The organism is Streptomyces sp. NBC_00829 (assembly GCF_045161795.1).
In the GTDB taxonomy this organism is placed as follows: Bacteria; Actinomycetota; Actinomycetes; order Streptomycetales; family Streptomycetaceae; genus Streptomyces.
This window is the reverse complement of sequence record NZ_CP108867.1, coordinates 3,047,316-3,072,290: the sequence shown is the minus strand read 5'-3', so window position 1 is coordinate 3,072,290 and position 24,975 is coordinate 3,047,316. Positions and strand designations below refer to the sequence as shown.

General features: G+C 71.0%; 25 protein-coding genes. 8 read left to right on the top strand and 17 right to left on the bottom strand.

Annotation, left to right across the window (positions count from 1 at the left end):
• Positions 1-15 precede the first annotated feature (15 nt).
• From OG293_RS13005 to OG293_RS12995, 3 genes are all read right to left on the bottom strand, one after another.
• The gene (locus tag OG293_RS13005; RefSeq protein WP_405998963.1) at positions 16-1,014 is read right to left on the bottom strand and encodes a sigma-70 family RNA polymerase sigma factor; all 999 of its coding nucleotides are present in this window, start codon (positions 1,012-1,014) and stop codon (positions 16-18) included.
• A gap of 66 nt (positions 1,015-1,080) precedes the next feature.
• On the bottom strand, positions 1,081-1,749 hold the full coding sequence (locus tag OG293_RS13000) for a L,D-transpeptidase family protein (RefSeq protein WP_406003581.1): 669 nt from the start codon (positions 1,747-1,749) through the stop codon (positions 1,081-1,083).
• Positions 1,750-1,887: 138 nt separating this feature from the next.
• On the bottom strand, positions 1,888-3,159 hold the full coding sequence (locus tag OG293_RS12995) for an MFS transporter (RefSeq protein WP_405998962.1): 1,272 nt from the start codon (positions 3,157-3,159) through the stop codon (positions 1,888-1,890).
• Between the two features lie 62 nt (positions 3,160-3,221).
• On the opposite strand from OG293_RS12995, the gene OG293_RS12990 reads away from it, so the two are divergent.
• Complete coding sequence (locus OG293_RS12990; RefSeq protein ID WP_405998961.1) at positions 3,222-4,184, top strand: LysR family transcriptional regulator; 963 nt, start codon at positions 3,222-3,224, stop codon at positions 4,182-4,184.
• A 92-nt stretch (positions 4,185-4,276) separates the two neighbouring features.
• Here OG293_RS12990 and OG293_RS12985 read toward each other — a convergent pair whose 3' ends face one another.
• Positions 4,277-4,957, bottom strand: coding sequence for an alpha/beta hydrolase (locus OG293_RS12985; protein WP_405998960.1), 681 nt, complete (start codon positions 4,955-4,957; stop codon positions 4,277-4,279).
• Positions 4,958-5,219: 262 nt separating this feature from the next.
• Between OG293_RS12985 and OG293_RS12980 the strand changes: the two genes are divergently transcribed.
• From OG293_RS12980 to OG293_RS12970, 3 genes are all read left to right on the top strand, one after another.
• On the top strand, positions 5,220-6,374 hold the full coding sequence (locus OG293_RS12980) for an adenosine deaminase (protein WP_405998959.1): 1,155 nt from the start codon (positions 5,220-5,222) through the stop codon (positions 6,372-6,374).
• Positions 6,375-6,498: 124 nt separating this feature from the next.
• A complete protein-coding gene (locus tag OG293_RS12975; RefSeq protein WP_405998958.1) occupies positions 6,499-6,879 on the top strand; it encodes an ATP-binding protein in 381 nt (126 codons plus the stop codon).
• Positions 6,880-6,992: 113 nt separating this feature from the next.
• The gene (locus tag OG293_RS12970) at positions 6,993-7,817 is read left to right on the top strand and encodes a hypothetical protein (RefSeq protein ID WP_405998957.1); all 825 of its coding nucleotides are present in this window, start codon (positions 6,993-6,995) and stop codon (positions 7,815-7,817) included.
• Positions 7,818-7,959: 142 nt separating this feature from the next.
• Here the strand turns inward: OG293_RS12970 and OG293_RS12965 are convergent, their stop codons facing one another.
• From OG293_RS12965 to afsQ1, 5 genes are all read right to left on the bottom strand, one after another.
• Positions 7,960-8,160, bottom strand: a complete 201-nt coding sequence (locus tag OG293_RS12965) for a PspC domain-containing protein (protein ID WP_405998956.1) — start codon at positions 8,158-8,160, stop codon at positions 7,960-7,962.
• Positions 8,161-8,251: 91 nt separating this feature from the next.
• A complete protein-coding gene (locus OG293_RS12960; RefSeq protein WP_405998955.1) occupies positions 8,252-8,821 on the bottom strand; it encodes a VanZ family protein in 570 nt (189 codons plus the stop codon).
• Between the two features lie 114 nt (positions 8,822-8,935).
• Positions 8,936-9,565, bottom strand: a complete 630-nt coding sequence (locus OG293_RS12955; protein WP_405998954.1) for a hypothetical protein — start codon at positions 9,563-9,565, stop codon at positions 8,936-8,938.
• Positions 9,562-11,124, bottom strand: coding sequence for an ATP-binding protein (locus OG293_RS12950; RefSeq protein ID WP_405998953.1), 1,563 nt, complete (start codon positions 11,122-11,124; stop codon positions 9,562-9,564). The genes OG293_RS12955 and OG293_RS12950 overlap by 4 nt, the downstream gene beginning before the upstream one ends.
• 40 nt (positions 11,125-11,164) lie before the next feature.
• Positions 11,165-11,842: a two-component system response regulator AfsQ1 gene (gene afsQ1 / locus OG293_RS12945; RefSeq protein WP_266486879.1), complete on the bottom strand. Its 678-nt coding sequence runs from the start codon at positions 11,840-11,842 to the stop codon at positions 11,165-11,167.
• Between the two features lie 251 nt (positions 11,843-12,093).
• On the opposite strand from afsQ1, the gene OG293_RS12940 reads away from it, so the two are divergent.
• The gene (locus OG293_RS12940; protein ID WP_405998952.1) at positions 12,094-12,828 is read left to right on the top strand and encodes a SigE family RNA polymerase sigma factor; all 735 of its coding nucleotides are present in this window, start codon (positions 12,094-12,096) and stop codon (positions 12,826-12,828) included.
• A 356-nt stretch (positions 12,829-13,184) separates the two neighbouring features.
• On the opposite strand, the gene OG293_RS12935 is transcribed toward OG293_RS12940, so the two are convergent.
• Positions 13,185-13,889, bottom strand: a complete 705-nt coding sequence (locus OG293_RS12935; RefSeq protein WP_405998951.1) for a uridine kinase — start codon at positions 13,887-13,889, stop codon at positions 13,185-13,187.
• Between the two features lie 53 nt (positions 13,890-13,942).
• Between OG293_RS12935 and OG293_RS12930 the strand changes: the two genes are divergently transcribed.
• A complete protein-coding gene (locus OG293_RS12930) occupies positions 13,943-14,347 on the top strand; it encodes a hypothetical protein (RefSeq protein WP_405998950.1) in 405 nt (134 codons plus the stop codon).
• Positions 14,348-14,423: 76 nt separating this feature from the next.
• Here the strand turns inward: OG293_RS12930 and OG293_RS12925 are convergent, their stop codons facing one another.
• The 3 genes from OG293_RS12925 to deoC are packed head-to-tail and all read right to left on the bottom strand — an operon-like array spanning position 14,424 to position 17,690.
• Complete coding sequence (locus OG293_RS12925; protein ID WP_405998949.1) at positions 14,424-15,314, bottom strand: aldehyde dehydrogenase family protein; 891 nt, start codon at positions 15,312-15,314, stop codon at positions 14,424-14,426.
• Positions 15,307-16,743, bottom strand: coding sequence for an aldehyde dehydrogenase family protein (locus tag OG293_RS12920; RefSeq protein ID WP_406003580.1), 1,437 nt, complete (start codon positions 16,741-16,743; stop codon positions 15,307-15,309). The genes OG293_RS12925 and OG293_RS12920 overlap by 8 nt, the downstream gene beginning before the upstream one ends.
• The gene (gene deoC, locus OG293_RS12915; RefSeq protein ID WP_406003579.1) at positions 16,743-17,690 is read right to left on the bottom strand and encodes a deoxyribose-phosphate aldolase; all 948 of its coding nucleotides are present in this window, start codon (positions 17,688-17,690) and stop codon (positions 16,743-16,745) included. The genes OG293_RS12920 and deoC overlap by 1 nt, the downstream gene beginning before the upstream one ends.
• Before the next feature lie 154 nt (positions 17,691-17,844).
• Here deoC and OG293_RS12910 point away from each other — a divergent pair, with 154 nt between their 5' ends.
• On the top strand, positions 17,845-18,480 hold the full coding sequence (locus OG293_RS12910) for a PH domain-containing protein (protein ID WP_405998948.1): 636 nt from the start codon (positions 17,845-17,847) through the stop codon (positions 18,478-18,480).
• Positions 18,481-18,633: 153 nt separating this feature from the next.
• Here the strand turns inward: OG293_RS12910 and OG293_RS12905 are convergent, their stop codons facing one another.
• The 4 genes from OG293_RS12905 to OG293_RS12890 all read right to left on the bottom strand — a co-directional run bounded on the left by OG293_RS12905 (position 18,634) and on the right by OG293_RS12890 (position 23,274).
• A complete protein-coding gene (locus tag OG293_RS12905; RefSeq protein WP_405998947.1) occupies positions 18,634-19,842 on the bottom strand; it encodes a hypothetical protein in 1,209 nt (402 codons plus the stop codon).
• A 158-nt stretch (positions 19,843-20,000) separates the two neighbouring features.
• Positions 20,001-21,650, bottom strand: coding sequence for a phospho-sugar mutase (locus OG293_RS12900; RefSeq protein WP_405998946.1), 1,650 nt, complete (start codon positions 21,648-21,650; stop codon positions 20,001-20,003).
• 184 nt (positions 21,651-21,834) lie between these two features.
• A complete protein-coding gene (locus OG293_RS12895) occupies positions 21,835-22,665 on the bottom strand; it encodes a purine-nucleoside phosphorylase (protein ID WP_405998945.1) in 831 nt (276 codons plus the stop codon).
• A 171-nt stretch (positions 22,666-22,836) separates the two neighbouring features.
• Positions 22,837-23,274: a gamma-glutamylcyclotransferase gene (locus OG293_RS12890; protein ID WP_142214025.1), complete on the bottom strand. Its 438-nt coding sequence runs from the start codon at positions 23,272-23,274 to the stop codon at positions 22,837-22,839.
• 163 nt (positions 23,275-23,437) lie between these two features.
• On the opposite strand from OG293_RS12890, the gene OG293_RS12885 reads away from it, so the two are divergent.
• The gene (locus OG293_RS12885; protein ID WP_405998944.1) at positions 23,438-24,877 is read left to right on the top strand and encodes an NAD(P)H-quinone dehydrogenase; all 1,440 of its coding nucleotides are present in this window, start codon (positions 23,438-23,440) and stop codon (positions 24,875-24,877) included.
• Positions 24,878-24,975: the final 98 nt, after the last annotated feature.

The following is a 24,975-nucleotide window of genomic DNA, read 5'->3' as shown; positions in this document are numbered from 1 at the left end:
TGCCCTGGCCGGCGCTCAGCCCGCGGCCGTACCCTCCCCGTCCAGTCGGGCCGGCAGCTCGAAGAGCGGGAACCAGCGCTTGGTGTCCAGGAAGAAGTCCATCCCGCCGATCATGCCGTCCCTGACGTCCAGGACGATCAGCGCCCACGGCTCGTAACCCTCGCCGGTCCCGCTCGGGTGGTACTGCCCAAACGCCGGCGAGCCGTTGGCCACGGTCGGGACCAGCTTCGAGCCCCGGCAGACCTCGCCGACGCCGAGCATCCAGCCCACGATGTTGTCGTGGCCGCGCAGCCACAGGTCGTAGGGAGGCATGGACATCGTCGCGTCTTCTTGGAGCAGTGCGGTCAGCGCCTGCATGTCATAGCCCTCGAAGGCGGTGACATAGCGGTCGAGGAGCTTCTTCTGCTCGTCGTCGAGCGGGTCGGTCGCATCGCTCGAAGCGGGCTCGGACTCGGCGAGAGTCGCCCGTGCCCGCTGCAGGGCGCTGTTGACCGACGCGACCGAACTGCCCAGCAGCTCGGCCACCTCGCTCGCCTTCCACGCCAGCACCTCGCGCAGGATCAGTACGGCCCGCTGCTTGGGCGGCAGATGCTGGAGGGCGGCCACGAAGGCGAGGCGGATCGTCTCGCGCTCCACCGCCGTCTCCGCCGGGTCGGCGACCGACGGCAGCACCCGCCCGTCCGGCACCGGCTCCAGCCAGGTGACCTCGGGCCGGGAATTGAGCTGTGCCTGGGCCACCGGCGTGGGGGCCGAAAGGTCCATCGGGCGGGCCCGGCGGTTGCCGGCGTTCAGCATGTCCAGACAGACGTTCGTCGCGATGCGGTAGAGCCAGGACCGCAGCGACGAGCGCCCTTCGAACTTGTCGAAATTCCGCCAGGCCCTGACCATCGTGTCCTGGACGGCGTCCTCCGCCTCGAAGGCGGAGCCCAGCATCCGGTAGCAGTAGCCGGTCAGCTCCCGCCGGTACTGCTCCAGCCTGGAATCCAGATCCTTCGTCGTTGCCAGATCACTCATCGGGTCCACCCCTGTCGCCCTTGGCACCAGCCCTTCGGAACCTACAGGAGGGGACTGACAGTGGGGTCAGGTGCCGGGCTTGCGCCCGTAGACGAAGACGTCGTCGCCGTTCCTCAGCAGCTTCCAGTATGCCTTCGCGTCCGCGGGACGCATGTTGACGCAGCCGCCCGAGCCGGGCGGGTTCCACATCGACTTCGTGGTCGAGTGGAAGGCCTGTCCGCGGTCGAAGAACTGCGAATACGGCATCCGTACGTGGTAGAGCGTCGACCAGTGGTCGATGTCCCGCCAGTAGATCTTCTTCGCGCCGGTCCGTGTCTCCGTGCCGTTCTTGCCCGTACGCACCGGCACCGGGCCGTACGTCAGCGTCCTGCCGTCCTGGATCCAGGTCAGCTGCCTGGTCAGGTCGACACAGGCGATACGGCCCTTGTTGGTCGGGCACTTGCCCGCCTTGTTCGGTGTCTTTCCCGCCGCCCGCTGCGCGAGCATCGTGCTCATCGTGCGCCAGGTCAGTGGTCCGGCGTACCCGATCGTCGGCGTGATGCCGTGCTTGGCCTGGAAGGCGCGGATCGCCGTGCAGTCGGCCGCCGACTGTCTGCCGTCCACCGGGCGCCCCAGGAACCTCTCCACCTGCTTCTGGTAGGGCCCGGTCGAGGCCGAGCACGACGCCGCCTGCGCGGGGGCGCCGCCCAGCGCGATGGTCAGCGGGACCACCAGTCCCGTCAGGCCGAGCGTCACGACCGCCCTGCGCCGGTTCACACCCCATCCTGTGCCGTTCACAGCAACCAACTCCCCTCCGTGCACCGTGCAGTTGCGAGTTGTTGCCGGTTTGACGCACGTCGGGGAGCTGGAGTTGTACGGATTCGCCGCCGAATCTCAGCGCCGGGCCGCCGCGAGCACCAGGCGGTGCTCCGCCCGTGCCACCCGGGTCCCGTACAGCGTGATCGACACGACGCCGAGGACCGCGAGCAGGCCCAGCAGGACGGTGCCTGCCCAGCCGCCGGAGTGGAAGGCGACGGCGCCGAGCGTGCCGCCCACGCTGCTGCCCAGGTAGTACGCGGACTGGTACAGCGCCGACGCCTGGGCACGGCCCGTCTTCGCCGTACGGCTCACCGAGGAGGAGGCGACGGCGTGGCCCGCGAAGAAGCCTGCGGTGATCAGGACCAGTCCGAGCAGTACCGCGGGCAGGGACTCGGCCAGCGACAGCAGCAGACCCGCGGCCGTTGTGGTGACCGCCAGGTAGAGCGCACCGCGGCGGCCGAGCCGGGCCACCAGTTTGCCGGCCGCGGCGGACGACACCGTGCCGACCAGGTAGACCAGGAAGATCGAGCCGACGATGCCCTGCGGAAGGCTGAACGGTTCCTCCACCAGACGGAAGCCGATCACCGTGTAGACCGCGCCGAAGACCGTCATGAACAGCGCGCCGATCGCGTACAGCCGCAGCAGCAGCGGGTCGGCGAGATGGCCGCGGACGCTCCGCGCGAGGACCTTCGGGCTGAGCGTGCCGGGTCTGAAGTTACGGGCCCGGGGCAGCAGCGCACGGAAGACCAGCGCGCACACCAGCGCCATCACGCCGACCGCGGCGAGCGCCGCGCGCCAGCCCCACAGCTGGGCGACCCAGCCGGTGACGATCCGGCCGCTCATACCGCCGATGCTGTTGCCCGCCACGAACAGGCCGATCGCCGCGACCAGTGCCTTGGGCCGCACCTCTTCGGCGAGATACGCCATCGAGGTGGCCGGCAGACCGGCCAGCGCCGCACCCTGCACGGCGCGCAGCGCCACCAGCCACTCCAGGCTCGGCGCGAACGGCACAAGCAGTCCGATCACGACGGCGACGGCGAGCGAGACGGTCATCACCGCGCCCCGTCCGAAGCGCTCGGACAGCGCGCTCATCGGCAGGACGAACAGGGCGAGCGCGCCCGTGGCCGCCGAGACCGTCCAGCTGGCGGCGCTCGCGCTCACGCCGAAACCGGCGGAGACGGCGGGCAGCAGAGCCTGTGTGGAGTAGAGGAGCGCGAAGGTGGCGACTCCGGCGGCGAAGAGCGCGAAGCTCATCCGCCGGTAACCGGGGCGGCCGGGGGAGAGGAGTTCGGGGGACGACGGGACGGCGCCCACGGGAGTGGACGCCTTGGTACTTGCGGAAGGCATACATCGAACGTAGGCAGTGGTTTTTCATGCGTCCAATGCACGGAATGGCAATAATCGTTCCCATGGTGCATCAACACAGCTCACAGGTGCGGCTGTCACCGAGTAGTTATGAAGGACACGCAGAGGACACGGCGATGCTGCTCGCTCCGCGCCTCGCGTACTTCGCCGGGGTGGCCCGGCACGAGCATGTGACCCGGGCCGCGCAGGAGATGGGCGTGCCCCAGTCGACGCTGTCGCGGGCGATCGTGCGGCTGGAGCAGGACCTGGGGGTCGCGCTCTTCGCCCGCAAGGGGCGCACGGTCACGCTCACCCCGGCCGGGAGGACGTTCCTCACCTCGGTGGAGCGCGCGCTGGCGGAGGTGGAGCGGGCGGCCGAGTCGGTCCGGGCGGACGCGGACCCCACGGCGGGGAGGGTGGCCTTCGGGTTTCTCCACACGATGGGCTCGGAGACGGTGCCGGGCCTGATCAGGGCGTTCCGTGCCGACCACCCGCGGATCCGCTTCACACTCGTCCAGAACTACGGCGAGGCGATGATCGAACGCCTGCGCTCGGGCGAGCTCGACCTCTGCCTGACGTCACCGGTCCCCGATGCGCCGGACCTGGTGGCGCGCAGGCTCGACGAACAGCGGCTGCGGCTCGTGGTGCCGGACGACCACCGCCTCGCGGGCCGCAGACGCATCCGCCTCGCGGAGGCGGCGGACGAAGCCTTCGTCACGCTGGAGCCCGGTTACGGCCTGCGGCGCATCACCGACGACCTGTGCGCGCAGGCGGGCTTCACCCCGCGCGTGGCCTTCGAGGGCGAGGAGACCGAAACCTTGCGCGGCCTGGTCGCGGCGGGCCTGGGGGTGGCTCTGCTCCCGCCCCCGGCGGTGGCGCGTCCGGGCGTGGTGGAACTGACGGTGACCGCGCCGAGGGCGGCCCGCGAGATCGGGGTGGCGTGGCTGGACGGACACGTGGACACGGCGCCGGTGGCGTCGTTCAAACGGTTCCTGCTCTCGCGGCGGGGGCATCTGCTGCCGGACTGAGGGGGCGGCGTGCACCGTTCGGTCCGGTGCACACACCCGACCGTTCGGTCCGGTGCACACACCCGACCGTTCGGTGCGGTGCACACACTCGCTCAGGGCCGCAGCGAGCGGCCGAATCCCGCCGCCAGGGGCATGCGCAGACCCAGCGGCGGCGGAGCCGCCAGCGCGTCGGCCACCGGGCGGGCGTAGGTGCGGGTGAACAGCGCCCCCAGCACGAAATCCGCCGCCAGCGCCTGAACTTCCTCCTGATGCTGACGCAGCGCGTGGCCGTCCGAGTGGACCTCGAACCGGCAGGTGTCGCGGTTCGTCTTCTTGGCCCGCTCCGCCAGCCGGTACGACAGCTCCGGGTCCGTCCGAGCGTCGTTCGTGCCGTGCACGATCAGCACCTGCCGCCCGACCAGCTGCCTCACCGGCTCAGGCGCCGCCGCCACATCGTCCTCCGGCAGCCAAGGGGCCATCGCCAGCACGGAGTTGACCGCCGGGTGCCCCGCCGCGTGGAGAGCCGCCCGGCCACCCATGCCGTGGCCGGTGAGGCAGACGGGGACGTCGCCGTAGCGCCGTACCACCTCGTCCACCGCCCATGTCGCGTCCGCCGCGAGGCGCGCGTCGGAGCCGTTCCAGCCCCGGCAGCGGTAGCGGACCGCGTGCACGGCCAGGCCGTCCGGTCGGCCCGCCCGCGCCAGGGTGCGGCCCAGGCGCAGCGCCGCCGCGTACGACAGAGGCGAGGGCCCGCGTACCGACTCCGGCTCTCCGTCGGGAAGGAGCAGCACCACCCCTCCCACCGCCGAGCCGACGCCGAAGGCGCGTCCGCCGGCCGGCCTCCCCAGGCGGGCGCTCGGCGGTGTTCTACCCCCTTGTTCCCCCCTCGCCGCTGTCACTGCCTCCGCGCTTTCCCGACGCCCCCACCACAGGGACGGTGCGTGGTCTGCCATGGCAGAACAGTCTCAGAAGTGCCGCTGTACTCCACCCGTACGCACGGTCACTGTTACGTATCGACACAGCTCCCTCTACGCGCGTAGGGGCTAGAGTGCCCAGATGACGAGCCAGACCCTCAATACGCCCACCGCGGACCAGATCCGCCGCGCTCCGAAGGTGCTCCTCCACGATCACCTCGACGGCGGGCTGCGACCGGGCACGATCATCGAACTCGCCCGGGAAACGGGCTATGAAGCGCTTCCCGAGACCGAGCCCGACAAGCTCGGCATCTGGTTCCGCGAAGCCGCCGACTCCGGCTCCCTGGAGCGCTATCTGGAGACGTTCGCACACACCTGCGCCGTCATGCAGACCCGCGACGCGCTGTTCCGGGTCGCCGCCGAGTGCGCACAGGATCTCGCCGAGGACGGCGTGGTCTACGCCGAGGTGCGGTACGCCCCCGAGCAGCATCTCGAAGCCGGCCTGTCCCTCGAAGAGGTCGTCGAGGCCGTCAACGAGGGCTTTCGCGAGGGCGAACGGCGGGCGCGCGAGAGCGGTCACCGGATCCGCGTGGGCGCTCTGCTGACCGCCATGCGGCACGCCGCCCGCGCCCTGGAGATCGCCGAACTGGCCAATCGCTACCGTGATCTGGGCGTCGTCGGCTTCGACATCGCGGGCGCCGAGGCCGGCTTCCCGCCCACTCGTCACCTCGACGCGTTCGAGTATCTGAAGCGGGAGAACAACCACTTCACGATTCACGCGGGCGAGGCTTTCGGACTGCCCTCGATCTGGCAGGCGCTCCAGTGGTGCGGCGCCGACCGCCTCGGACACGGTGTGCGGATCATCGACGACATCGAGGTCTCCGACGACGGTGCCGTGAGGCTCGGCAGACTCGCCTCGTACGTACGGGACAAGCGCATCCCGCTGGAGCTGTGCCCGACCTCGAATCTGCAGACCGGGGCGGCGGATTCCTACGCCGAGCACCCCATCGGGCTGCTGCGCAGACTGCACTTCAGGGCCACGGTGAACACCGACAACCGGCTGATGAGCGGCACCAGCATGTCCCACGAGTTCGAGCTTCTGACCGAGACGTTCGGATACACGCTCGACGACATGCAGTGGTTCACCGTCAATGCGATGAAGTCCGCGTTCATTCCTTTCGATGAACGGCTGGCGATGATCAGTGACGTGATCAAGCCCGGATACGCCGAGCTGAAATCCGAGTGGCTGTTCCGGCAGACCGCCACGACCAGCGATTCTTCCTTCCGCGAGAGCTGAGAAGGAACTCACGGAAGCGGCCGGGAACGTCAACACTCGGCCGCTTCGAGGTGTTTGCAGCCGCAGAGCGCAGCTGGCTAGCTTGGCGAGCCGCTCGTATCCCCGTCCCAAGGACTCATCGCTGATGAAGCAGTCTGCTGCCAAGACTCTGGGTGTCGCCGCTCTCGGTGCCGCCTTCGCCGCTGCCGCCGCCGGCACCGCCGGCGCCGCCGCGCTCCCCGACTCCCTTTCCTCGCTCGACTCCGTCACCAGCGTCCTGCCGGTGCAGGAGGCGACCGGCAAGCTGCCCGCGGGCGCGCCGCAGGTACTCGCGGGCGGCCAGCAGGCCCTCGCGGGCGGTCTCGCCGACAGCGCGACCACGCTCCCCGCGACCGTCCAGGGTGTCACCACCAAGGCGCTGCCCTCCGACGCGAAGGCCGACCCGCTCTCGAGTCTGCTCGGCGGCCTCCCGGTCGGTGCCGCCACCGGCGGTCTGCCCCTCGGCGGTCTGCCGCTCGGCGGCTGAAACCGGGCACGTACACCGCGTACACACCGGGCACGTACACCACGTACACCAGGAAGCGGGGCACACACCCGAATCGGGTGTGTGCCCCGCTTCCTTGTGTCAGGGTGGCGGCCATGCGCGTGAAGACCGCCTGTGTACGGACCACACCATCGACCGCACTGACCGCACTTGTCACTGTCCCCGTGCTCCTGCTGGCCACGGCCTGCACGAGTTCGGACGACGGCAAGCAGCCCGCCAGGAGCACGAGCGGCGCGGGCCGGACGCAGCCGGCCCAGGGCCCTGGCAGCGGCGGTCCCGCCTCCGTGACCCCGGCCCCGGGCAAGGGGGCGTCGGGCGGCAGTGGCGACGCACGCAAGCCGCTCAGCGAGCCTCAGCTGAAGCGGGCCGCGCTGGCCGGCGGCGATCTGCCCGGCTTCCAGATCTCCGAAGGCAAGAGCGCGCTCGCACCCTCGGGACAGCCGGCCGCCGACAAACGCGTGTGCCAGCCGCTCGCCGACGCCATGGGGGACAAACCGAGCCCGCAGGCCGGGAGTACGGTCAACCGCGGGGTGGGCTCCGTCCAGAGCCTGGGCCTCGCGGTGTCCGCCTCGGTCAGTTCGTACAGCGAGGCCGGTGCCGGAAAGCTGATGGACTCGCTCACCTCCGCGCTCGCGAAGTGCGGCTCCGGCTTCACCGCGACCCTGAAGGGCCGCAGCGGAACCTACCGGGAGGTGAAGTCCGCGCACTACACGGTCCGCGGCGCGGACGGGACCGTCAGCTGGACCACGCTGGCCAAGAGCGAGGGCACCGTGGCGCCGATCCACCTGGTGGTGGCCCGCAAGGGCGCGACCGTGGTGCGCTTCATGGCGTTCGACCTAGCGCGCAAGACCCCGCCGAGGGTGCCCCAGGAGGTCGCCGACAAGCAGCTGGCGAAGGTCGCCCAGGCGCTCAGGGGCTGAGGGCGTCCCCGGCGCCCCCGCACGTACGCACCGGGCGCGGCTGCCGCAGCTGCCGCAGCCGCCGACGTAGCCGAAGTGGCCGAAGCTGCTTGACGTAGCCGAAGTGGCCGAAGCACCCCGGCCACCCGTTGTGCCAGGCCCTCTACCAGGCCGTCGTGGCGGTCTTCTCCGAGGGCAGCAGCACCCAGAGCGCCAGGTAGAGCAGGAACTGCGGCCCGGGCAGCAGGCACGAGAGCACGAAGATCACACGCATCGTGGTGGCGGATGTGCCGAAGCGCCGTGCCAGCGCCGCGCACACTCCACCGAGCATGCGTCCGTCACGGGGGCGGGCAATTGCGGCCATGGTGGGCTCCTTCGAGAACCGTCCGGGGAGCAACTCTGCTGTGCTCCCGATGACTTCATGATGTCTGTCAGGAGAGGGGCAAAGCGTCGCTCTACGGGGCGATACCGACCCTGGGAATCGTCGGGGTAGCCCCCTGAGACGTCTCATCCCGCAGCAGCGTCCCGCGGGGGCGCCGGGACGAGCCCCCGGCCGAACGACCCTGCCTGCGGCGGAGCCGGGACCGGCCCGCTGGCACGACCGCCAGGTGGGCCAGGGCCACTCCGACGGTGTTCAGCAGCAGCGAGTCCACATCGACGACCTGTCCGGGCACCCCGGTCTGCAGCAGCTCGATGCCGAGAGACAGAAGCGCCCCGGCGGCGACCGTACGGGCCATGGAGGCCAGTGGAGAGACGGCGAGCTTGCCGCCCGCCATCGGCAGCAGCACGCCCAGGGGGGCCAGCAGGAGCAGACCCTCACTGATCCTCCGCGCGGCCTCCACCGGGCCCAGCGCGAGATCCGCCTTGATGCCGGCGAAGGGCTCCAGATTGGGGGCCGTCACCCACATCACGTCAAGGGGACGCAGCGTCAGCCAGGAAACGAGCAGCAGATGCGCGAGGAGGAGGATGCCCCCCGCCGCGCGGAAGCGGATGACGGCACTGCCGCCCGAACCTTGACGCTGCACGACCCCCAAGACGCACGCTGGGCGCGCATCGGTTCCGCGCGTCGTCCAAGAGGAACCTGCGGGGTGTTTCCGGGGCCAGACGGACGCGCCCCAGGGAGCGTGAGGGAAGGTCCCTCAGCTGTGCGACGGAGAGGGGAGTGCCCCGAGCGTCGGCACCGACTCCTCGGGCCGTTCCTTCGTCCCGGTCGAACACTGGTACACGCGGGGCGCGTACTCCCCGGGCCCGCCCAGCAGCACCGAGCCGTCCGTGGCAGCCGCCCGGCTCTCGGCGAAGGTGCAGACGATCTGGGCGAGCGCCGCGGTGGGCAGATCCTCGGGCTGACGGCTGAGCCGCAGCGTCCCGGTGGGATCACCCTTGTGCGGCCCGCTCAGGACGAGCGGCCCACGGACGAAGGTGGCGAAACCGGCCTCGCGTTCCAGCGGCGACGGCTCACCGGCGAGCTCGTTGAGGAGCGCCTGGGCTACGTGCAAGCGGTTGTCCGCGGCCTTCTCGGATATCTCGGCCGTACGGTCCACGGACTCCAGCTGGGACGCGCAGACGAGGTAGACGCGGACCGGAATGCCCTGCCGCTGCGTCTGCGGGGTGACGGTCCCGTCGCTCACCTCGCAGGGCACCCGTGAGGGCGCGGGACCGGCGTCGACGGGCACCTGGGTCGGTCTGATCCCGCAGCCGCCGAGCGCGACGACGCCCGCGAGTACGGCGAGTGTCGCCGCCGTCCGCCGGATACGGCCCTTCGGCGTCACCGCGCGCCTTCCTCTCCGGCCTCAGGGCCGTGCTCGGCGCCGTTGTCCGCGTCCGTGTCGCCGTGCCCGTCACAGTCGTTCAGCGACGAGGCGTCTCGGGGCAGCCGCAGCACGAACACCGCGCCGTCGCCGTCCGCGGAGTTGGCCGCGGTGATGTCACCGCCGTGGATATGGGCGTTCTCCATCGCGATGGACAGCCCCAGACCACTGCCCTCGGAGCGCGGCCGCGAGGCGCTCGCCTTGTAGAAGCGGTCGAAGACATGCGGCAGTACGTCCTCGGGGATGCCGGGCCCGTGGTCCCGTACCTCGATCAGCAGCTCGTGGTCGACCGGCCGCACCGACACCCGTACCGGCGAACCGCCGTGCTTGAGCGCGTTGCCGATCAGATTCGCCAGGATCACATCGAGCCGGCGCGGATCGAGCAGCGCCATGATCCCGCGCTCGGCATCGAGGTCCACCGCGTCCAGCCAGGCACGTGCGTCGATACAGGCCGTGACCTGGTCGGCGACGTCGACCGTGTCCAGGACGAGCCGGGCCGTGCCCGCGTCGAAGCGGGTGACCTCCATCAGGTTCTCGACCAGGTCGCCGAGCCGGCGGGTCTCGCTCACGACCAGGTTCACGGCCGGCGCGATCATCGGGTCGAGGCTGTCGGCCTCGTCCTCCAAGACCTCGGTGACGGCGGTGAGCGCGGTCAGCGGCGTCCGCAGTTCGTGCGACATGTCGGCGACGAAGCGGCGGCTGGACTCCTCCCGCGCGCTCATGTCCGCGACCTTCTTCTCCAGCGACTCGGCTGTCTTGTTGAACGTCCGTGCCAGCTCGGCGAGCTCGTCGGTGCCGGACACCCGCAGCCGGGTGTCGAGCTTCCCCTCGCCCAGCCGCCGGGCCGCCTCGCCGAGCCGGTGGACCGGCTTGAGCACCGTCGTGGCGGCGGCCTGCGCGAGCAGCGCGGAGCCGATCAGGGCCAGTCCGGTCGCGATCGCCAGCGACCAGGCGAGCGAGTTGAGGTCCTGGCGCTCCTGGTCCAGCGACTTGAGGACGTAACCGGTCGGACCGCCGCCGATGATGCGGGTGCCGCCGACCAGATACGGCTTGCTGCCGTGCTGGGTGCGCTGCCAGTACAGGTGGTACGGGACGGAGTTGCCGGCGCCGACGCCCTGCCGCTCGTTCACCGCCTCCTGGAGCTTGGCCGGCACGTCGTCGAGTGTGAACCGGTCCGGGTCGGAGGTACCGACGATCGGCTTGCCCTCGGCGCGCTCGCCGATGAGCAGCACGTTGTAGCCGGAGGGGCCGCCGGCCATCTGCTCGGCGGCCTTCTGCAGTTCGCCCTGCGTGGGCCTCAGCGGCAGCGCGGCGGCACGGTTCTGCATCTCCTGCCGGAAGTCGTCGAGCGCCGAGTCCTGCGTACGGGTCAGCACCGCCTCGCGGTTGAGCCAGTAGGCGATGCCCGACGCGGACACGGCAGCGGTGAGCGCGACCAGGGCGAAGACGACGACGAGACGGAGCCGCAGGCTCGTCCAGCGAAGTCCGGCAAGTATGGCGCGCTTTGCGGCACTGCTCACCGAGCGGTTCCGATCATGGGGGTCATGGCGAGGACATCGCTCACTGCGGGACATCCAGCCGGTAACCCACGCCGCGCACGGTACGGATCAGGGTCGGCGAGGAGGGCACGTCCTCCACCTTCGCCCGCAGCCGCTGCACGCACGCGTCCACCAGCCGGGAGTCGCCGAGGTAGTCGTGCTCCCACACCAGACGCAGCAGCTGCTGCCGCGACAGGGCCTGACCGGGCCTGCGGCTCAGCTCCAGCAGCAGACGCAGTTCGGTCGGCGTGAGCTGCAGATCCTCGCCGTTCTTGGTGACCGTCATCGCGGAACGGTCGATCACCAGCGAGCCGAAGCTGGCCGAATCGGTGGACTCCCGCTCGCCCCGGCGCAGTACGGCGCGGATGCGGGCGTCCAGCACACGGCCCTGCACGGGCTTGACGACATAGTCGTCCGCGCCCGACTCAAGACCCACGACCACATCGATGTCGTCGCTGCGTGCGGTCAGCAGAATGATCGGCAGCTGGTCGGTGCGCCTGATCCGCCGGCACACCTCGAAACCGTCGATCCCGGGCAGCATCACATCCAGCACGATCAGGTCCGGCCGCTGCTCACGCAGCAGTTTCAGGCCGTCCTCGCCCGTCGCCGCGGTGGCCACACGGTGGCCCTGGCGTGACAGGGAGAGTTCGAGGGCCGTGCGGATGGCGTCGTCGTCCTCGATCAGCAACAGGAAAGGCACGGAGGTCATTCTGTCCCATGGGGGAGCCGTAGTTCGACTGCTGGAGCGCTCCCACACGACTCCTCCCCTTGTGAGAGGCGTTTCGAGTGCTTTATCCGGCGGTGCGGACCAGGGTTCGGGAACGTCCTGCGAAAGTGGCTGCCGGGCCCTGTGACAGGCCTGTGACAGTCGACGGACAACGCCATGAAACTGCCCGGGCAAGCTTCTTGGCACACGGACGGAAACAGACTCCACTTGACGGGGGGCGCGAGATGAACGCACTGCACAGCACCAACTCAAGCGCAGTTGTCACGCGTCTCCACGACGTCGTGAGGAGCACGGAGAAGTCCGGCGCGGTGAACGGGCGGGGGTGCGTTCGCGGCGCCGGGCGTCAGCACAAGCCGTCGTTCATGACGGTGGTTGACGCAACCGCGGGGGGCAGTGGGGCTGCGTACGGGGAGGCAACGGGGGAGCGGTCGAGCCTGTCGGAGGCGGAGTTCACCGCCTACGTCCAGGAACGCCGCACCTCCCTGTACGCGACCGCCTACCACCTGACCGGTGACCGGTTCGAGGCGGAGGATCTGCTGCAGAGCGCCCTCTTCTCCACCTACCGGGCCTGGGACAGGATCAGCGACAAGGCGGCGGTCGGGGGCTATCTGCGCCGCACGATGACCAACCTGCACATCAGCGCCTGGCGCCGGCGCAAGCTCAACGAGTACCCGACGGAGGAGCTGCCGGAGACGGCGAGCGACACCGACGCGATGCGGGGTACGGAGCTGCGCGCGGTGCTCTGGCAGGCGCTGGCCAGGCTTCCCGAGCTCCAGCGGACGATGCTGGTCCTGCGCTACTACGAGGGCCGCACCGACCCGGAGATCGCGGAGATCCTGGACATCAGCGTCGGCACGGTGAAGTCGAGCATCTGGCGGTCGCTCCGCCGGCTGCGCGAGGACGACGTCCTCAGCTTCGGCCGTGACGAGGAAGAGTCCTTCGGCGAGCTGGTGGCCTGAAGGCAACGGGGGAACGGGGCCGCCGTTTCGGGGGAGACGGCGGTAACGGGGGAATACGGGGCCCTACGGGGTCACGGGGGACAGCGGGGCCACGGGGGAATCGGGGCCACGGGGGAAACAGAGCGGGATCGGACAGGCCGGGGGGTCTTGTCCGATCCCGCTCTTTCTTTGCGTGTGGCCGGCCCGTTCAGCCCGAAGCAGCCGCAGGCCGCGGGGCCTTCGACCGTCGTGCTCCACCTCCAGCGCCTGGTCTCCTCGCGCTTGCTCTCCCGAGACGCGGTCCGGCGGAGTCGGGGGGCACAGCGGCCTACCCGTACCCACGCCGTCAAGGCCGGGCGGATGGGCGGATCCGCTCGTTACGCGGGCGTCCGCTCCGCCGGCACCCGTCGGCGCCCCGCCGCCGCTGCCGCCAGGCGGCCCAGGGCCTCGTTCCTGCCGCACGGGTGCGCGCCCAGCGCCGCCTGGCGTGTCACGATGCCCCGCTCCGCGCGCATCAGCCGCCAGCCCCTGCGCAGCAGGAAGCCCACCGACTTGCGGCCCTCGCGCAGATCCCGAGCCAGTCTGCGGCGGAAGGTCGTCGACGGGCGCCCGCGCAGGCACAGCGCGTCGGCCAGGACTCCCAGTTCCGTACAGCGGCCGACCAGGTCCGCCGCGAAAATGCCCTCCGCCACGAACAGGGGGGTGCGGCCGATGCCGAACGCCTCCGTGCCGGCACGCGTGCTCGTGGCGATGTCGTACACCGGCACGGTCGTACGTCCCGTACGGCACAGCTCCTCGATCGCCGCCACCGCCGCGTCCGCGTCCCACGAGGCCGGGGAGTCCCAGTCGATGTCCGGGCTCCCCGTGACCAGCGGAAGCGTCGGGTCGTTGCCCTCCTTGTAGAAGTCGTCAAGGCGCAGCACAGGAAGGCCCGTGCGGGCGGCGAGGGAGGACTTTCCGGAACCGGAGGGACCCGAGAGCAGCACAACACGCGTGGGTATGGGGGAAGAGCTCACGGGACACCAGTGTGAGGCATCGACCCGCGAAGGGGACCCCTCGGGTCGGTCGTTGGTATCGAGCATCACACCCCCAACTACGCTGCGCAATCGTCCGCTTACTCATAGGCAGGGAAATCATGGCACGTCACACAGCTCCCCAGTCCCGGCGGCTCGCCCTCCTGCGCGCAGGTGTGACCGTCGCGGCGGTCGCCGCGGCGTTCGGCGCGGGCGAGGCCGCGGCGCAGGCGGCACCGGCGGCACCCGTGGGCCTCGACACCCTCGGCGGCGCCCAGGGCCAGGGCGCGGGCCCGGCGCTGATCGGCGCGGTCACCAAGTCGGTGACCGGCGTCGGGCAGCTCAAGAGCCTTCAGCTCAACCCGCTGGCCAAGACCGGGGTGGACCCGCTGGCCAACGGAGTCGGCACACAGGTGGCCGACTTCAAGCCGGTCTCCACCGAGGCGGCCACCGGCCCTCTCGCGGCCGGTGCGGCGCTCAAGGACCTTCCGGTGGTCGGCGCGGTTTCCGGGATGCTGCCGATCTGAGGCGGCACGGAAGGAGCGTGGGAGAGCCCCCTGCCGCCGGACGGAGCGGCAGGGGGCTCGGTCGTGGGGCGCCCGGTCAGTACGACGAGCCGGACGCGCCGAGGGAACCCGTCGGGTGCCAGACCGTCTTCGTCTCCAGGAACGCGGTCAGACGGTGTGTCCCGGGCGCGGCCGAGAAATCCACAGGCTGTGGACGAAGGACGCGCTTGAGATTGTCGGCCGCGGCGATCTCCAGTTCCTTGGCCAGCACCTCGTCCGCGCCCGTGAGGTCGATCGCGTTGACGTCCTGGTGCGAGGCCAGCGGGGCAGCGATCTCGGCGGTCCGGCCCGAGAGGATGTTGACCACACCGCCGGGCAGGTCCGACGTGGCGAGCACCTCGCCCAGCGACAGCGCGGGAAGCGGGGAGTTCTCGCTCGCGACGACGACCGCGGTGTTACCGGTCGCGATCACCGGGGCGAGCACCGAGACCAGTCCCAGGAACGACGACTCCTGCGGCGCGAGCACCGTCACGACACCCGTCGGCTCCGGAGTGGAGAGGTTGAAGAACGGTCCCGCGACCGGGTTCGCCCCGCCCACGATCTGGCCGATCTTGTCCGTCCAGCCCGCGTACCAGACCCAGCGGTCGATCGCCGCGTCCACGACGGCCGCGGCCTTCGACTTCGACAGGCCCTCTGCCTCCGCCACTTCGCGGACGAACTGCTCGCGGCGGCCCTCCAGCATCTCGGCGATGCGGTAGAGGATCTGCCCGCGGTTGTAGGCGGTCGCGCCCGACCAGCCGCCGAACGCCTTGCGCGCCGCAACGACCGCGTCGCGCGCGTCCTTGCGGGAGGAGAGCGGTGCGTTCGCCAGCCGCTTGCCCTTGGAGTCCGTCACCTCGTACACCCGGCCGCTCTCGCTGCGGGGGAACTTGCCCCCCACGTACAGCTTGTAGGTCTTGAAGACACTCAGTCGCGTCGCGTCAGACATCGAGGTACGCCTCCAGGCCGTGACGGCCGCCTTCGCGGCCGAAGCCCGATTCCTTGTAGCCGCCGAAGGGCGAGGTCGGGTCGAACTTGTTGAACGTGTTGGCCCACACGACACCCGCGCGGAGCTTGCTCGCGACCGCCAGGATGCGCGAGCCCTTCTCCGTCCAGATGCCGGCCGACAGGCCGTACTGGCTGTTGTTGGCCTTGGCGACGGCCTCGTCCGGGGTACGGAACGTCAGCACCGACAGCACCGGACCGAAGATCTCGTCCCGGGCGATCGAGTGCGCCTGGGTGACGTTCGTGAACAGGGTGGGCGCGAACCAGTAGCCCGAACTGGGCAGTTCGCAGGGGGCGGACCAGCGCTCGGCACCCTCCGCCTCACCCGTTTCGGTCAGCGCGGTGATCCGGGCCAGCTGCTCCGCGGAGTTGATCGCGCCGATGTCGGTGTTCTTGTCCAGCGGGTCGCCGAGGCGCAGCGTGGACAGACGGCGCTTGAGGGAGTGAAGCACCTCGTCCTGGACCGACTCCTGGACCAGCAGGCGCGAGCCCGCGCAGCAGACCTGGCCCTGGTTGAAGAAGATGCCGCTGACGATGCCCTCGACGGCCTGGTCGATCGGGGCGTCGTCGAAGACGATGTTCGCGCCCTTGCCGCCCAGCTCCAGGGTGACCTTCTTGTCGGTGCCCGCGATCTGGCGGGCGATGGCCCTGCCGACCGCGGTCGAACCGGTGAAGGCGACCTTGTTGACGTCCGGGTGCTCGATGAGCGCCGCGCCCGTCTCGCCGTATCCCGGAAGGATGTTGACGACGCCCTTCGGCAGGCCCGCCTGGCGGCAGATGTCCGCGAAGAAGAGCGCGGAGAGCGGGGTCGTCTCGGCGGGCTTGAGCACCACGGTGTTGCCGGTGGCGAGCGCCGGGGCGATCTTCCAGGCGAGCATCAGCAGCGGGAAGTTCCACGGGATGACCTGTCCGGCGACGCCCAGCGGGCGCGGGTTCGGGCCGTACCCCGCGTGGTCGAGCTTGTCGGCCCAGCCCGCGTAGTAGAAGAAGTGGGCCGCGACCAGGGGAAGGTCCGCGTCGCGGGTCTCCTTGATCGGCTTGCCGTTGTCCAGGGTTTCCAGGACGGCGAGCTCGCGACTGCGCTCCTGGATGATCCGGGCGATCCGGAAGAGGTACTTGCCGCGCTCCGAGCCGGGCAGCGCCGACCACTTCTCGAACGCCTTGCGGGCCGCCTTCACCGCGCGGTCCACGTCCTCGGCGCCGGCCTGGGCGACCTCGGCGAGGACCTCCTCGGAGGAGGGGGAGACCGTCTTGAAGACCCGGCCGTCGGCGGCGTCGGTGAACTCGCCGTCGATGAAGAGACCGTACGACGGTGCGATGTCGACGATCGACCGCGATTCGGGTGCGGGTGCGTATGCGAAAGCCATGGTGATCAGTCCACCGTCACGTAGTCGGGGCCGGAGTAGCGGCCGGTGGCCAGCTTCTGACGCTGCAGGAGCAGGTCGTTGAGCAGGCTCGACGCGCCGAAGCGGAACCAGTGGTTGTCCAGCCAGTCCTCGCCGACCGTCTCGTTGACCACGACCAGGAACTTGATCGCGTCCTTGCTGGTGCGGATGCCGCCCGCGGGCTTCACGCCCACCTGCACTCCAGTCTGCTCCCGGAAGTCGCGCACGGCCTCCAGCATGAGCAGGGTGTTGGCGGGGGTGGCGTTCACCGCGACCTTGCCGGTCGAGGTCTTGATGAAGTCCGCGCCGGCGATCATGCCGAGCCAGGAGGCGCGGCGGATGTTGTCGTACGTGGAGAGCTCGCCGGTCTCGAAGATGACCTTCAGGCGGGCGGGGCCGGAGGCCTCCTTCACCGCGCGGATCTCCTCGAAGACCTTGAGGTAGCGGCCGGAGAGGAAGGCCCCGCGGTCGATCACCATGTCGATCTCGTCGGCTCCGGCGGCGACGGCGTCGCGGGTGTCCGCGAGCTTCACGTCGAGCGCGGCCCGGCCCGCCGGGAAGGCGGTGGCGACGGAGGCGACCTTGACGCCGGAGCCCTTGAGGGCCTCGGCGGCGATGGCGGCCATGTCGGGATAGACACAGACCGCGGCGGTCGAGGGGGTGGAGCGGTCGGTCGGATCGGGACGGACGGCCTTGGCGGCGAGCGCCCGGACCTTGCCCGGGGTGTCCGCGCCTTCGAGCGTCGTCAGGTCGATCATCGAGATGGCCAGATCGATGGCGTACGCCTTGGCCGTGGTCTTGATCGAACGCGTACCGAGCCCTGCGGCGCGGGCCTCCAGGCCGACGGCGTCGACGCCGGGCAGACCGTGGAGGAAGCGCCGCAGTGCGCTGTCGGACGCGGTCACGTCAGCGAATGCGGTGGCGATGGTGGGCATGGTCACCAGATGAGCATATCTACGCGCGTAGCGACCTGTACAGGGGGTCAGGTCGTCCGCTTGGCCCGGCGAGGCCGCGGCTTGGCACGGCGAGGCGGCGGCCCACGCGGGACCGGGCGCTCACCCGGCTCCGGCGTCAGGCAGAATCGGTGACATGACGAGCCCCGAGCAGCCCGCCGAGCCCACCTACGCCGACCGGGTGTTCCGCTCGCCCGCCGGCATGGCGGGAGGCTTCCTGCTGCTCGCCGTCATCGGCTGGATCGCCGTGGACGCGCTCGTGCGGGGCGAAGGGCGCACGCCGTGGCTTGCGCTCGCCGGTGCCCTGCTCACCGTTCCTCTGGTGGTCGCCTTCAGCGTGCGCCCGGCGGTGTTCGCCAACGAGGAACGCCTCCGGATCAGGAATCCGTTCCGGACGATCACGCTTCCGTGGGCGAGCGTCGCGGACGTCCGCGCCGGGTACTCCAGCGAGGTGTTCACACAGGACGGCAAGAAGTTCCAGCTGTGGGCCATTCCCGTCTCGCTGCGCCAGCGCAAGCGGGCCTCGCGCCGCCAGGCGCAGGCCGCACACGACGACCCGCACGGCCGGACCGCGGTCACGGCCGACGTCACCGACTCCACGTCGCGGATGGCTCCGGCGGACCGCACGGTCGCGGATCTGCGGGACGCCGCCGAGCGCAACGCCGGGCGGCCCGAGGCGCAGGGCGAGCCGCAGATCCGCTGGGCGTACGAGGTGGTGGCACCGTCGGCGGCCGGAGCTGTGCTGCTCGTGGTGCTGCTCGCGATCGGCTGATCGCGGGAGGGCGCGGCTTTCACCTGGACGCCGCGGTGAGTGGCCATCCGGGCTCCGACCAGGACGGTCGCCCGGTCGCGGTCGCCCGGCCGGGGTCGCCCGGCCGGGGCGCTGAGCACATCCGGGCGCTCGGTCCAGCAGGTCGTGTGCCCGTCAGGGCGGGCCCTTCCACACCAGCAGCATGTACGCCCCGAGCCAGGCCGACGTCAGTGCCGCCGACGCCAGCACCCCGGCGAGGACCGCCGTGCGCCGCGCCCGCGCCAGCGACCGGGCCACCGGCATCAGCAGGGGGAAGCCCGGCAGCAGAAACCGGGCACGCGGGAAGTAGACGCCGCCGCTGCCGAGGACGACCAGGAGCAGCACACCGGTGAAGACGAGCAGCGCCGGCGGCTGCCGTTCGGTGACGCAGAGCAGATACAGCCCGGCCGACACGATCAGCACCACCGACACGATCACCAGGAACAGCTGGGGCCTGGTCGTGTAGACGAGGCAATGCCGCAGCTCGCGCAGGGTGAACGCGCCGCCGTCCCACTGGTTCCTCCACAGCTTCTGAACGGCGAAGTACCCGTCCACCCGCCCCACGCGCTGCCCCACCCATGCCACGTACGCCACCCATCCCGCCGGGGCGACGAGTGCCGCCGCGAGGGGGGCGCGGCGGGACGGCGGACGGCGTCCCCGGCAGGCCAGCAGCGCCGCCACCGACACCGCGGCAGCCACGGCGATGCCCGTCGGCCGGGTCAGTCCGGCGAGCGTCGCGAGCGAACCCGCCCACAGCCAGCGGCCGGTGAGCACCGCGTACAGCGACCACGCCGCGAGCGCCGTGAACATCGACTCGGTGTAGCCCATCCACTGGACGATCGCGACGGGCATCGCGCCCCACAGGACGGTGAGCAGGATGCCCACCCGCCGCCCGTACAGCCTCTCGCCGACCGCGAAGACGCCCCACGCGGCGACGAAGGAGAACCCGACCGCGAGCAGCAGGGCAACCGAGGCGCGCGAGCCGGGGGTGACGCCGGCGACGGCCTTCACCACCACCGGATAGAGCGGGAAGAAGGCGAGGTTGTTCTGGTTGACGCGGGTGCCGAGTTCGTGTTGGTAGCCGTGGTCGGCGATCTCCAGATACCAGCCCGAGTCCCAGGACGTGGCCAGCGTCGGCCAGACTCCGTGGCCGCGCAGATGCGCCCACCGGGCGAGGACCAGCAGCCCGCACAGGCGTACCGCGAGATATCCGACCAGCGCGGGCGCGGCTCGCCTCAGCGCGCGCCGCATCCGGCTGCGTACGTCGGCACGGCCACCGCCCTTGGGGGACGGCGGCCGGCGCGAGGCGGGGACGGTGGCTCGAACGGTCGCGGTGGGGGACACGGCGGCTGCTCCCGGGACTCGGCAGGCGATACCGGCTCACCATTGCCCGGACCGTCCGAAGGAGCCGCTGCCGCTGCCCGAACTCCGTACGAGAATCACCCGTCCGGTCGCCGAGGAGCGGGTGGATCCCGGCGCCGCCGCCGGGATCCGGGCCGGGGTCAGATCCCCGCGGCCTCCGCCAGATCCCGCTTGATCCCCTCCAGGATTGCGGTGGCACGCTCGCGCGCGGTGGTCAGTTCGCTCGCGTCGGCGACCGGCACGACGACCTCCAGGTAGCACTTGAGCTTGGGCTCGGTGCCGCTCGGGCGGACGATGACGCGGGCCTTGAACGCGCCGTCGAGGTAGTAGCGCAGGCCGTCCGTGGGCGGCAGCCTGTCCGTGCCCCGGCTGAGGTCCTCGGCGGAGACGACGCGCAGCCCGGCGAGTTCGGCCGGCTGCCGCTCGCGCAGCCGGCGCATCGCGTTCGTGATGATGCCCAGATCCTCGACGCGCACGGACAGCTGGTCGGTGCCGTGCAGACCGTGCGCGACGGCCAGGTCGTCGAGCAGATCGGTGAGGGTGCGGCCCCGCTCCTTGAGCTCCGAGGCCAGTTCGGCGACGAGCAGCGCGGCCGTGATGCCGTCCTTGTCCCGTACGCCCTCGGGGTCGACGCAGTACCCGAGCGCCTCCTCGTAGCCGTAGCGCAGTCCCTCCACGCGGGCGATCCACTTGAAACCGGTCAGGGTCTCCTCGTACGGCAGACCAGCCGCCTCGGCGATCCGCCCCAGCAGGGACGAGGACACGATCGACTCGGCGAACGTGCCGCGCGCGCCCTTGTGGATAAGGTGCTCGGCCAGCAGCGCGCCGACCTCGTCGCCGCGGAGCATGCGCCAGCCGCCGAGCGCTGCGGCGTCGGGCACGGCGACGGCACACCGGTCCGCGTCGGGATCGTTGGCGATGACGATGTCCGGCTGCAGGCGACGGGCGGTCTCGAAGGCGAGATCCATCGCCCCCGGCTCCTCCGGGTTGGGGAACGAGACCGTCGGGAAGGCCGGGTCGGGCTCGGCCTGTTCCTGGACGAGGGCGGGCGTGGGGAATCCGGCACGGGCGAAGGCAGCCGTCAGTACGTCCTTGCCGACGCCGTGCAGGGCCGTGTAGACGACGCGGACGGTGCGGGGGGAGCCTGCGGTCAGGACGGCGTCCGTACGCGCCAGATAGGCGTCCAGCACCTCGTCGCCCAGGATGTCCCAGCCGGACTCGGCGCGGGGCACGTCGCCGAGGCCGCGGACCGCGTCGATCTCGGCGGCGATCTCCGCGTCGGCGGGCGGCACGATCTGCGAGCCGTCGCCGAGGTAGACCTTGTAGCCGTTGTCGCGGGGCGGGTTGTGGCTCGCGGTGACCTCGACTCCGGCCACGGCGCCCAGTTCCCTTATGGCGAAGGCGAGCACGGGGGTCGGCAGCGGGTGTGGCAGCACGGCGGCCCGGAGACCGGCGCCGACCATGACGGCGGCGGTGTCGCGCGCGAAGTCGGCCGACTTGTAGCGGGCGTCGAAGCCGATGACGACGAGCCCGTCGCCCTGGCCGTTGGCCTTCAGGTACGCGGCGAGCCCGGCGGCGGCCCGGATGACGACGGCCCGGTTCATCCGCATGGGCCCGGCGCCGAGCTCTCCGCGGAGCCCGGCCGTCCCGAACTGCAGTGTCCCGCCGAACCGCTCGGCGAGCGCGTCGAGATCCTGGGCGTCGACGAGCTTTCCGAGCTCGTTGCGGGTCTCACTGTCCGGGTCCTCGGCCAGCCATGCGCGGGCCCGCGCGATGAGGTCCTGCGTCACGGTGTGTCACCTCTCGTGGTGAGTGGGTGTGGGGCTGTACGGCGGCTCCGCCCCTGGAACCCCGCGCCCCAAGCGACCGGCGGGGCTCATGGTGGGCCCGTCCGGCGAGGGCGCACACCGCCCTCGGGACGGTGTGCTCCCTCGCCGGCACCCCCGAGGGCGGTCCGGGCTCCGGGGCCGAGGGTCAGATCCGGTCCAGGACCCGCGTCAGCAGCTCGCCCATCCGCGCCGCGGAATCCCGCCCCGCCTGCAGTACTTCCTCATGGTTCAGCGGCTCGCCCGAGAGCCCCGCCGCCAGGTTGGTGACCAGCGAGATGCCCAGCACCTCCGCACCCGCCTCACGCGCCGCGATGGCCTCCAGGACCGTGGACATGCCGACCAGGTCGCCGCCCAGGACACGGACCATGTTGATCTCGGCCGGGGTCTCGTAGTGCGGGCCGGGGAACTGGACGTAGACGCCCTCTTCGAGGGTCGCGTCGATCTCCTTGCACAGCGCGCGCAGCCGCGGCGAGTACAGGTCGGTCAGGTCGACGAAGTTGGCACCGATGATCGGCGACGCGGCCGTCAGGTTGAGGTGGTCGCTGATCAGCACCGGCTGTCCGGGGTGCATGCCCTCGCGCAGACCGCCGCAGCCGTTCGTCAGCACCACGGTCTTGCAGCCCGCGGCGACCGCCGTGCGCACCCCGTGGGAGACCGCGGTCACGCCGAGCCCCTCGTAGAAGTGCGTGCGGCCCAGGAAGACCAGGGCGCGCTTCTCACCGATGCGGTACGAGCGGATCTTGCCGCCGTGGCCCTCGACCGCCGGCGGCGGGAAGCCGGGCAGTTCGGTGACCGGGAACTCGGCCTCGGGCGCGCCGAGGGCGTCAGCGGCGGGGGCCCAGCCGGAGCCCATCACCAGGGCTACGTCATGGGTCTCGGCGCCGGTGAGCTCACGCAGGCGCGTGGCGGCGGCGTCGGCTGCGGCATGGGGGTCGGCAAAGGCGCCGCTGAGGTCCGGATTCACAGATGCGTTCACGCGGAAGAGGGTAACCGGTGATTCCCTACGCGCGTAGATGACGCAGCCCACGGTCTTCGGATCGTTGTCTTGTCGTTTCCCACGAAGTTCCGCAGGGTGAACGGCGAAATGCCTGGCCGGACCGCACGCGCCGGGCGGTGCCCGGCGCGGCCCGGGGTAACCGGGAGCGGATCAGCAGGGCCGCTTCCGCAGCTCCATCACGTAGTCGTGCGGCGCCCCCGCCGAGTCGGCCGCGTCCGCCAGCTCGCCCAGATAGCGCGCCGAGGGCAGCCCGCCCTCGTACCCGTTCAGGACGTACACCCAGGCCGGCTCCTCGCCGTCCAGGGTGTCGACGCGGACCCGCATCCGCCGGTAGATGTCGAGGCCGACGCCCTCCCAGCGGTCCATCGAGTCCTCGTCCATGGGGGCGATGTCGTACAGCGCGACGAAGACCTGGGAGCGCGGCGCCTCCACGATCGTGGCCAGCGCCCCCTCCCAGCCCATCTGCTCGCCGCCGAAGGTCAGCCGCCAGCCGTTGAGCCAGCCGGTGCCGCGCAGCGGGGAGTGCGGGGCGCGGCGTGACATCAGCCGCGCGTCGAGGTTGCCGGCGTACGCGGCGTAGAGCGACATGGGATCGAGGGTACGGGAGGGGCACGGGTGGTCGCCCTTCACCGATGGAGGGACCCGGGGCGAGGCCACTTGAACGGTGCGGGACAATGGAGCACGTACTGCAGTCCCCAGGGGCCACCCCCCGAACCCGGCAGAACGAACGAGAGCGCGAGGCGTAACCCCAGTGACCCGGATCGTGATCATCGGCGGCGGACCCGGCGGATACGAGGCGGCCCTGGTGGGCGCCCAGCTCGGCGCGGAGGTGACCGTCGTCGACTGCGACGGCCTCGGCGGGGCTTCCGTTCTGACCGACTGCGTGCCGTCGAAGACCCTCATCGCCACCGCCGAGGTGATGACCACCTTCGACTCGTCGTACGAAGAGCTCGGCATCATCGTCGCCGACGACACCCCGCCGCTGGAGCAGTCCGCCCGCGTCGTCGGTGTCGACCTCGGCAAGGTCAACCGACGGGTGAAGCGGCTCGCGCTCGCCCAGTCCCACGACATCACCGCCTCCGTCACCCGGGCCGGCGCGCGCGTGCTGCGCGGTCGCGGACGCCTGGAGGGCCAGCAGGGGCTGGACGGCTCCCGCACGGTCGTCGTGCGCGCGGCGGACGGCACCGAGGAGCGGCTGACCGCGGACGCGGTGCTGATCGCGACCGGCGGTCACCCGCGGGAGATCCCGGACGCGCAGCCCGACGGAGAGCGCATTCTGAACTGGACGCAGGTGTACGACCTGAACGAGCTCCCCGAGGAGCTCATCGTCGTCGGCTCCGGCGTCACCGGCGCCGAGTTCGCCGGCGCGTACCAGGCGCTCGGCTCCCGGGTCACGCTCGTCTCCTCCCGCGACCGCGTCCTGCCGGGCGAGGACCCGGACGCCGCGGCCGTCCTGGAGGACGTCTTCCGCCGCCGCGGGATGAACGTCATGGCCCGCTCCCGCGCCGAGTCCGCCAAGCGCGTCGGCGACCGGGTCGAGGTCACGCTCTCCGACGGGCGGGTCATATCCGGCTCGCACTGTCTGATGGCGGTCGGCGCGATCCCCAACTCCGAGGGGATGGGTCTGGAGGAGGCCGGGGTCCGGCTCAAGGACTCGGGCCACATCTGGACCGACAAGGTCTCCCGTACGAGCGCCCCCGGCGTGTACGCGGCGGGTGACGTCACCGGGGTCTTCGCGCTCGCCTCCGTCGCGGCCATGCAGGGCCGGATCGCGATGTACCACTTCCTGGGCGACGCGGTGCAGCCGCTGAACCTCAAGACGGTGTCGTCGAACGTCTTCACCGACCCGGAGATCGCGACGGTCGGCTACAGCCAGGCGGACGTGGACGGGGGCAAGATCGACGCACGGGTCGTCAAGCTGCCGCTGCTGCGTAATCCGCGCGCGAAGATGCAGGGCATCCGGGACGGCTTCGTCAAGATCCTCTGCCGTCCGGGCACGGGCATCGTGGTCGGCGGTGTCGTCGTCTCGCCACGCGCCAGCGAACTGATCCATCCCATCTCGATCGCGGTCGACAACAATCTGACGGTGGAACAGATCGCAAACGCTTTCACCGTGTATCCGTCTCTGTCGGGGTCGATCGCGGAGGTGGCACGGCAGTTGCACACCCGTAAGGCGGCCGGCGAGGCGTAGTGCCGGGGTAAACCCGAAGAACCCCGGGCACTCCACGCAGCGACCGATCAACTTCGGGGCCGCCCATACCACTTGGCGGCACCGACTGTGCACAACTT

Excerpts from the sequence above, each read along its gene's own strand:
- OG293_RS12990 (WP_405998961.1), top strand. The coding sequence starts at position 3,222 with ATGGTGCATCAACACAGCTCACAGGTGCGGCTGTCACCGAGTAGTTAT.
- OG293_RS12965 (WP_405998956.1), bottom strand. The coding sequence starts at position 8,160 with ATGGCCGCAATTGCCCGCCCCCGTGACGGACGCATGCTCGGTGGAGTG.
- OG293_RS13005 (WP_405998963.1), bottom strand. The coding sequence starts at position 1,014 with ATGAGTGATCTGGCAACGACGAAGGATCTGGATTCCAGGCTGGAGCAG.
- OG293_RS12930 (WP_405998950.1), top strand. The coding sequence starts at position 13,943 with ATGGCACGTCACACAGCTCCCCAGTCCCGGCGGCTCGCCCTCCTGCGC.
- OG293_RS12980 (WP_405998959.1), top strand. The coding sequence starts at position 5,220 with ATGACGAGCCAGACCCTCAATACGCCCACCGCGGACCAGATCCGCCGC.
- OG293_RS12890 (WP_142214025.1), bottom strand. The coding sequence starts at position 23,274 with ATGTCGCTCTACGCCGCGTACGCCGGCAACCTCGACGCGCGGCTGATG.
- OG293_RS12910 (WP_405998948.1), top strand. The coding sequence starts at position 17,845 with ATGACGAGCCCCGAGCAGCCCGCCGAGCCCACCTACGCCGACCGGGTG.
- OG293_RS12940 (WP_405998952.1), top strand. The coding sequence starts at position 12,094 with ATGAACGCACTGCACAGCACCAACTCAAGCGCAGTTGTCACGCGTCTC.
- OG293_RS12975 (WP_405998958.1), top strand. The coding sequence starts at position 6,499 with ATGAAGCAGTCTGCTGCCAAGACTCTGGGTGTCGCCGCTCTCGGTGCC.
- deoC (WP_406003579.1), bottom strand. The coding sequence starts at position 17,690 with ATGCCCACCATCGCCACCGCATTCGCTGACGTGACCGCGTCCGACAGC.
- OG293_RS12935 (WP_405998951.1), bottom strand. The coding sequence starts at position 13,889 with ATGCTCGATACCAACGACCGACCCGAGGGGTCCCCTTCGCGGGTCGAT.
- OG293_RS12925 (WP_405998949.1), bottom strand. The coding sequence starts at position 15,314 with ATGTCTGACGCGACGCGACTGAGTGTCTTCAAGACCTACAAGCTGTAC.
- OG293_RS12995 (WP_405998962.1), bottom strand. The coding sequence starts at position 3,159 with ATGCCTTCCGCAAGTACCAAGGCGTCCACTCCCGTGGGCGCCGTCCCG.
- OG293_RS12970 (WP_405998957.1), top strand. The coding sequence starts at position 6,993 with ATGCGCGTGAAGACCGCCTGTGTACGGACCACACCATCGACCGCACTG.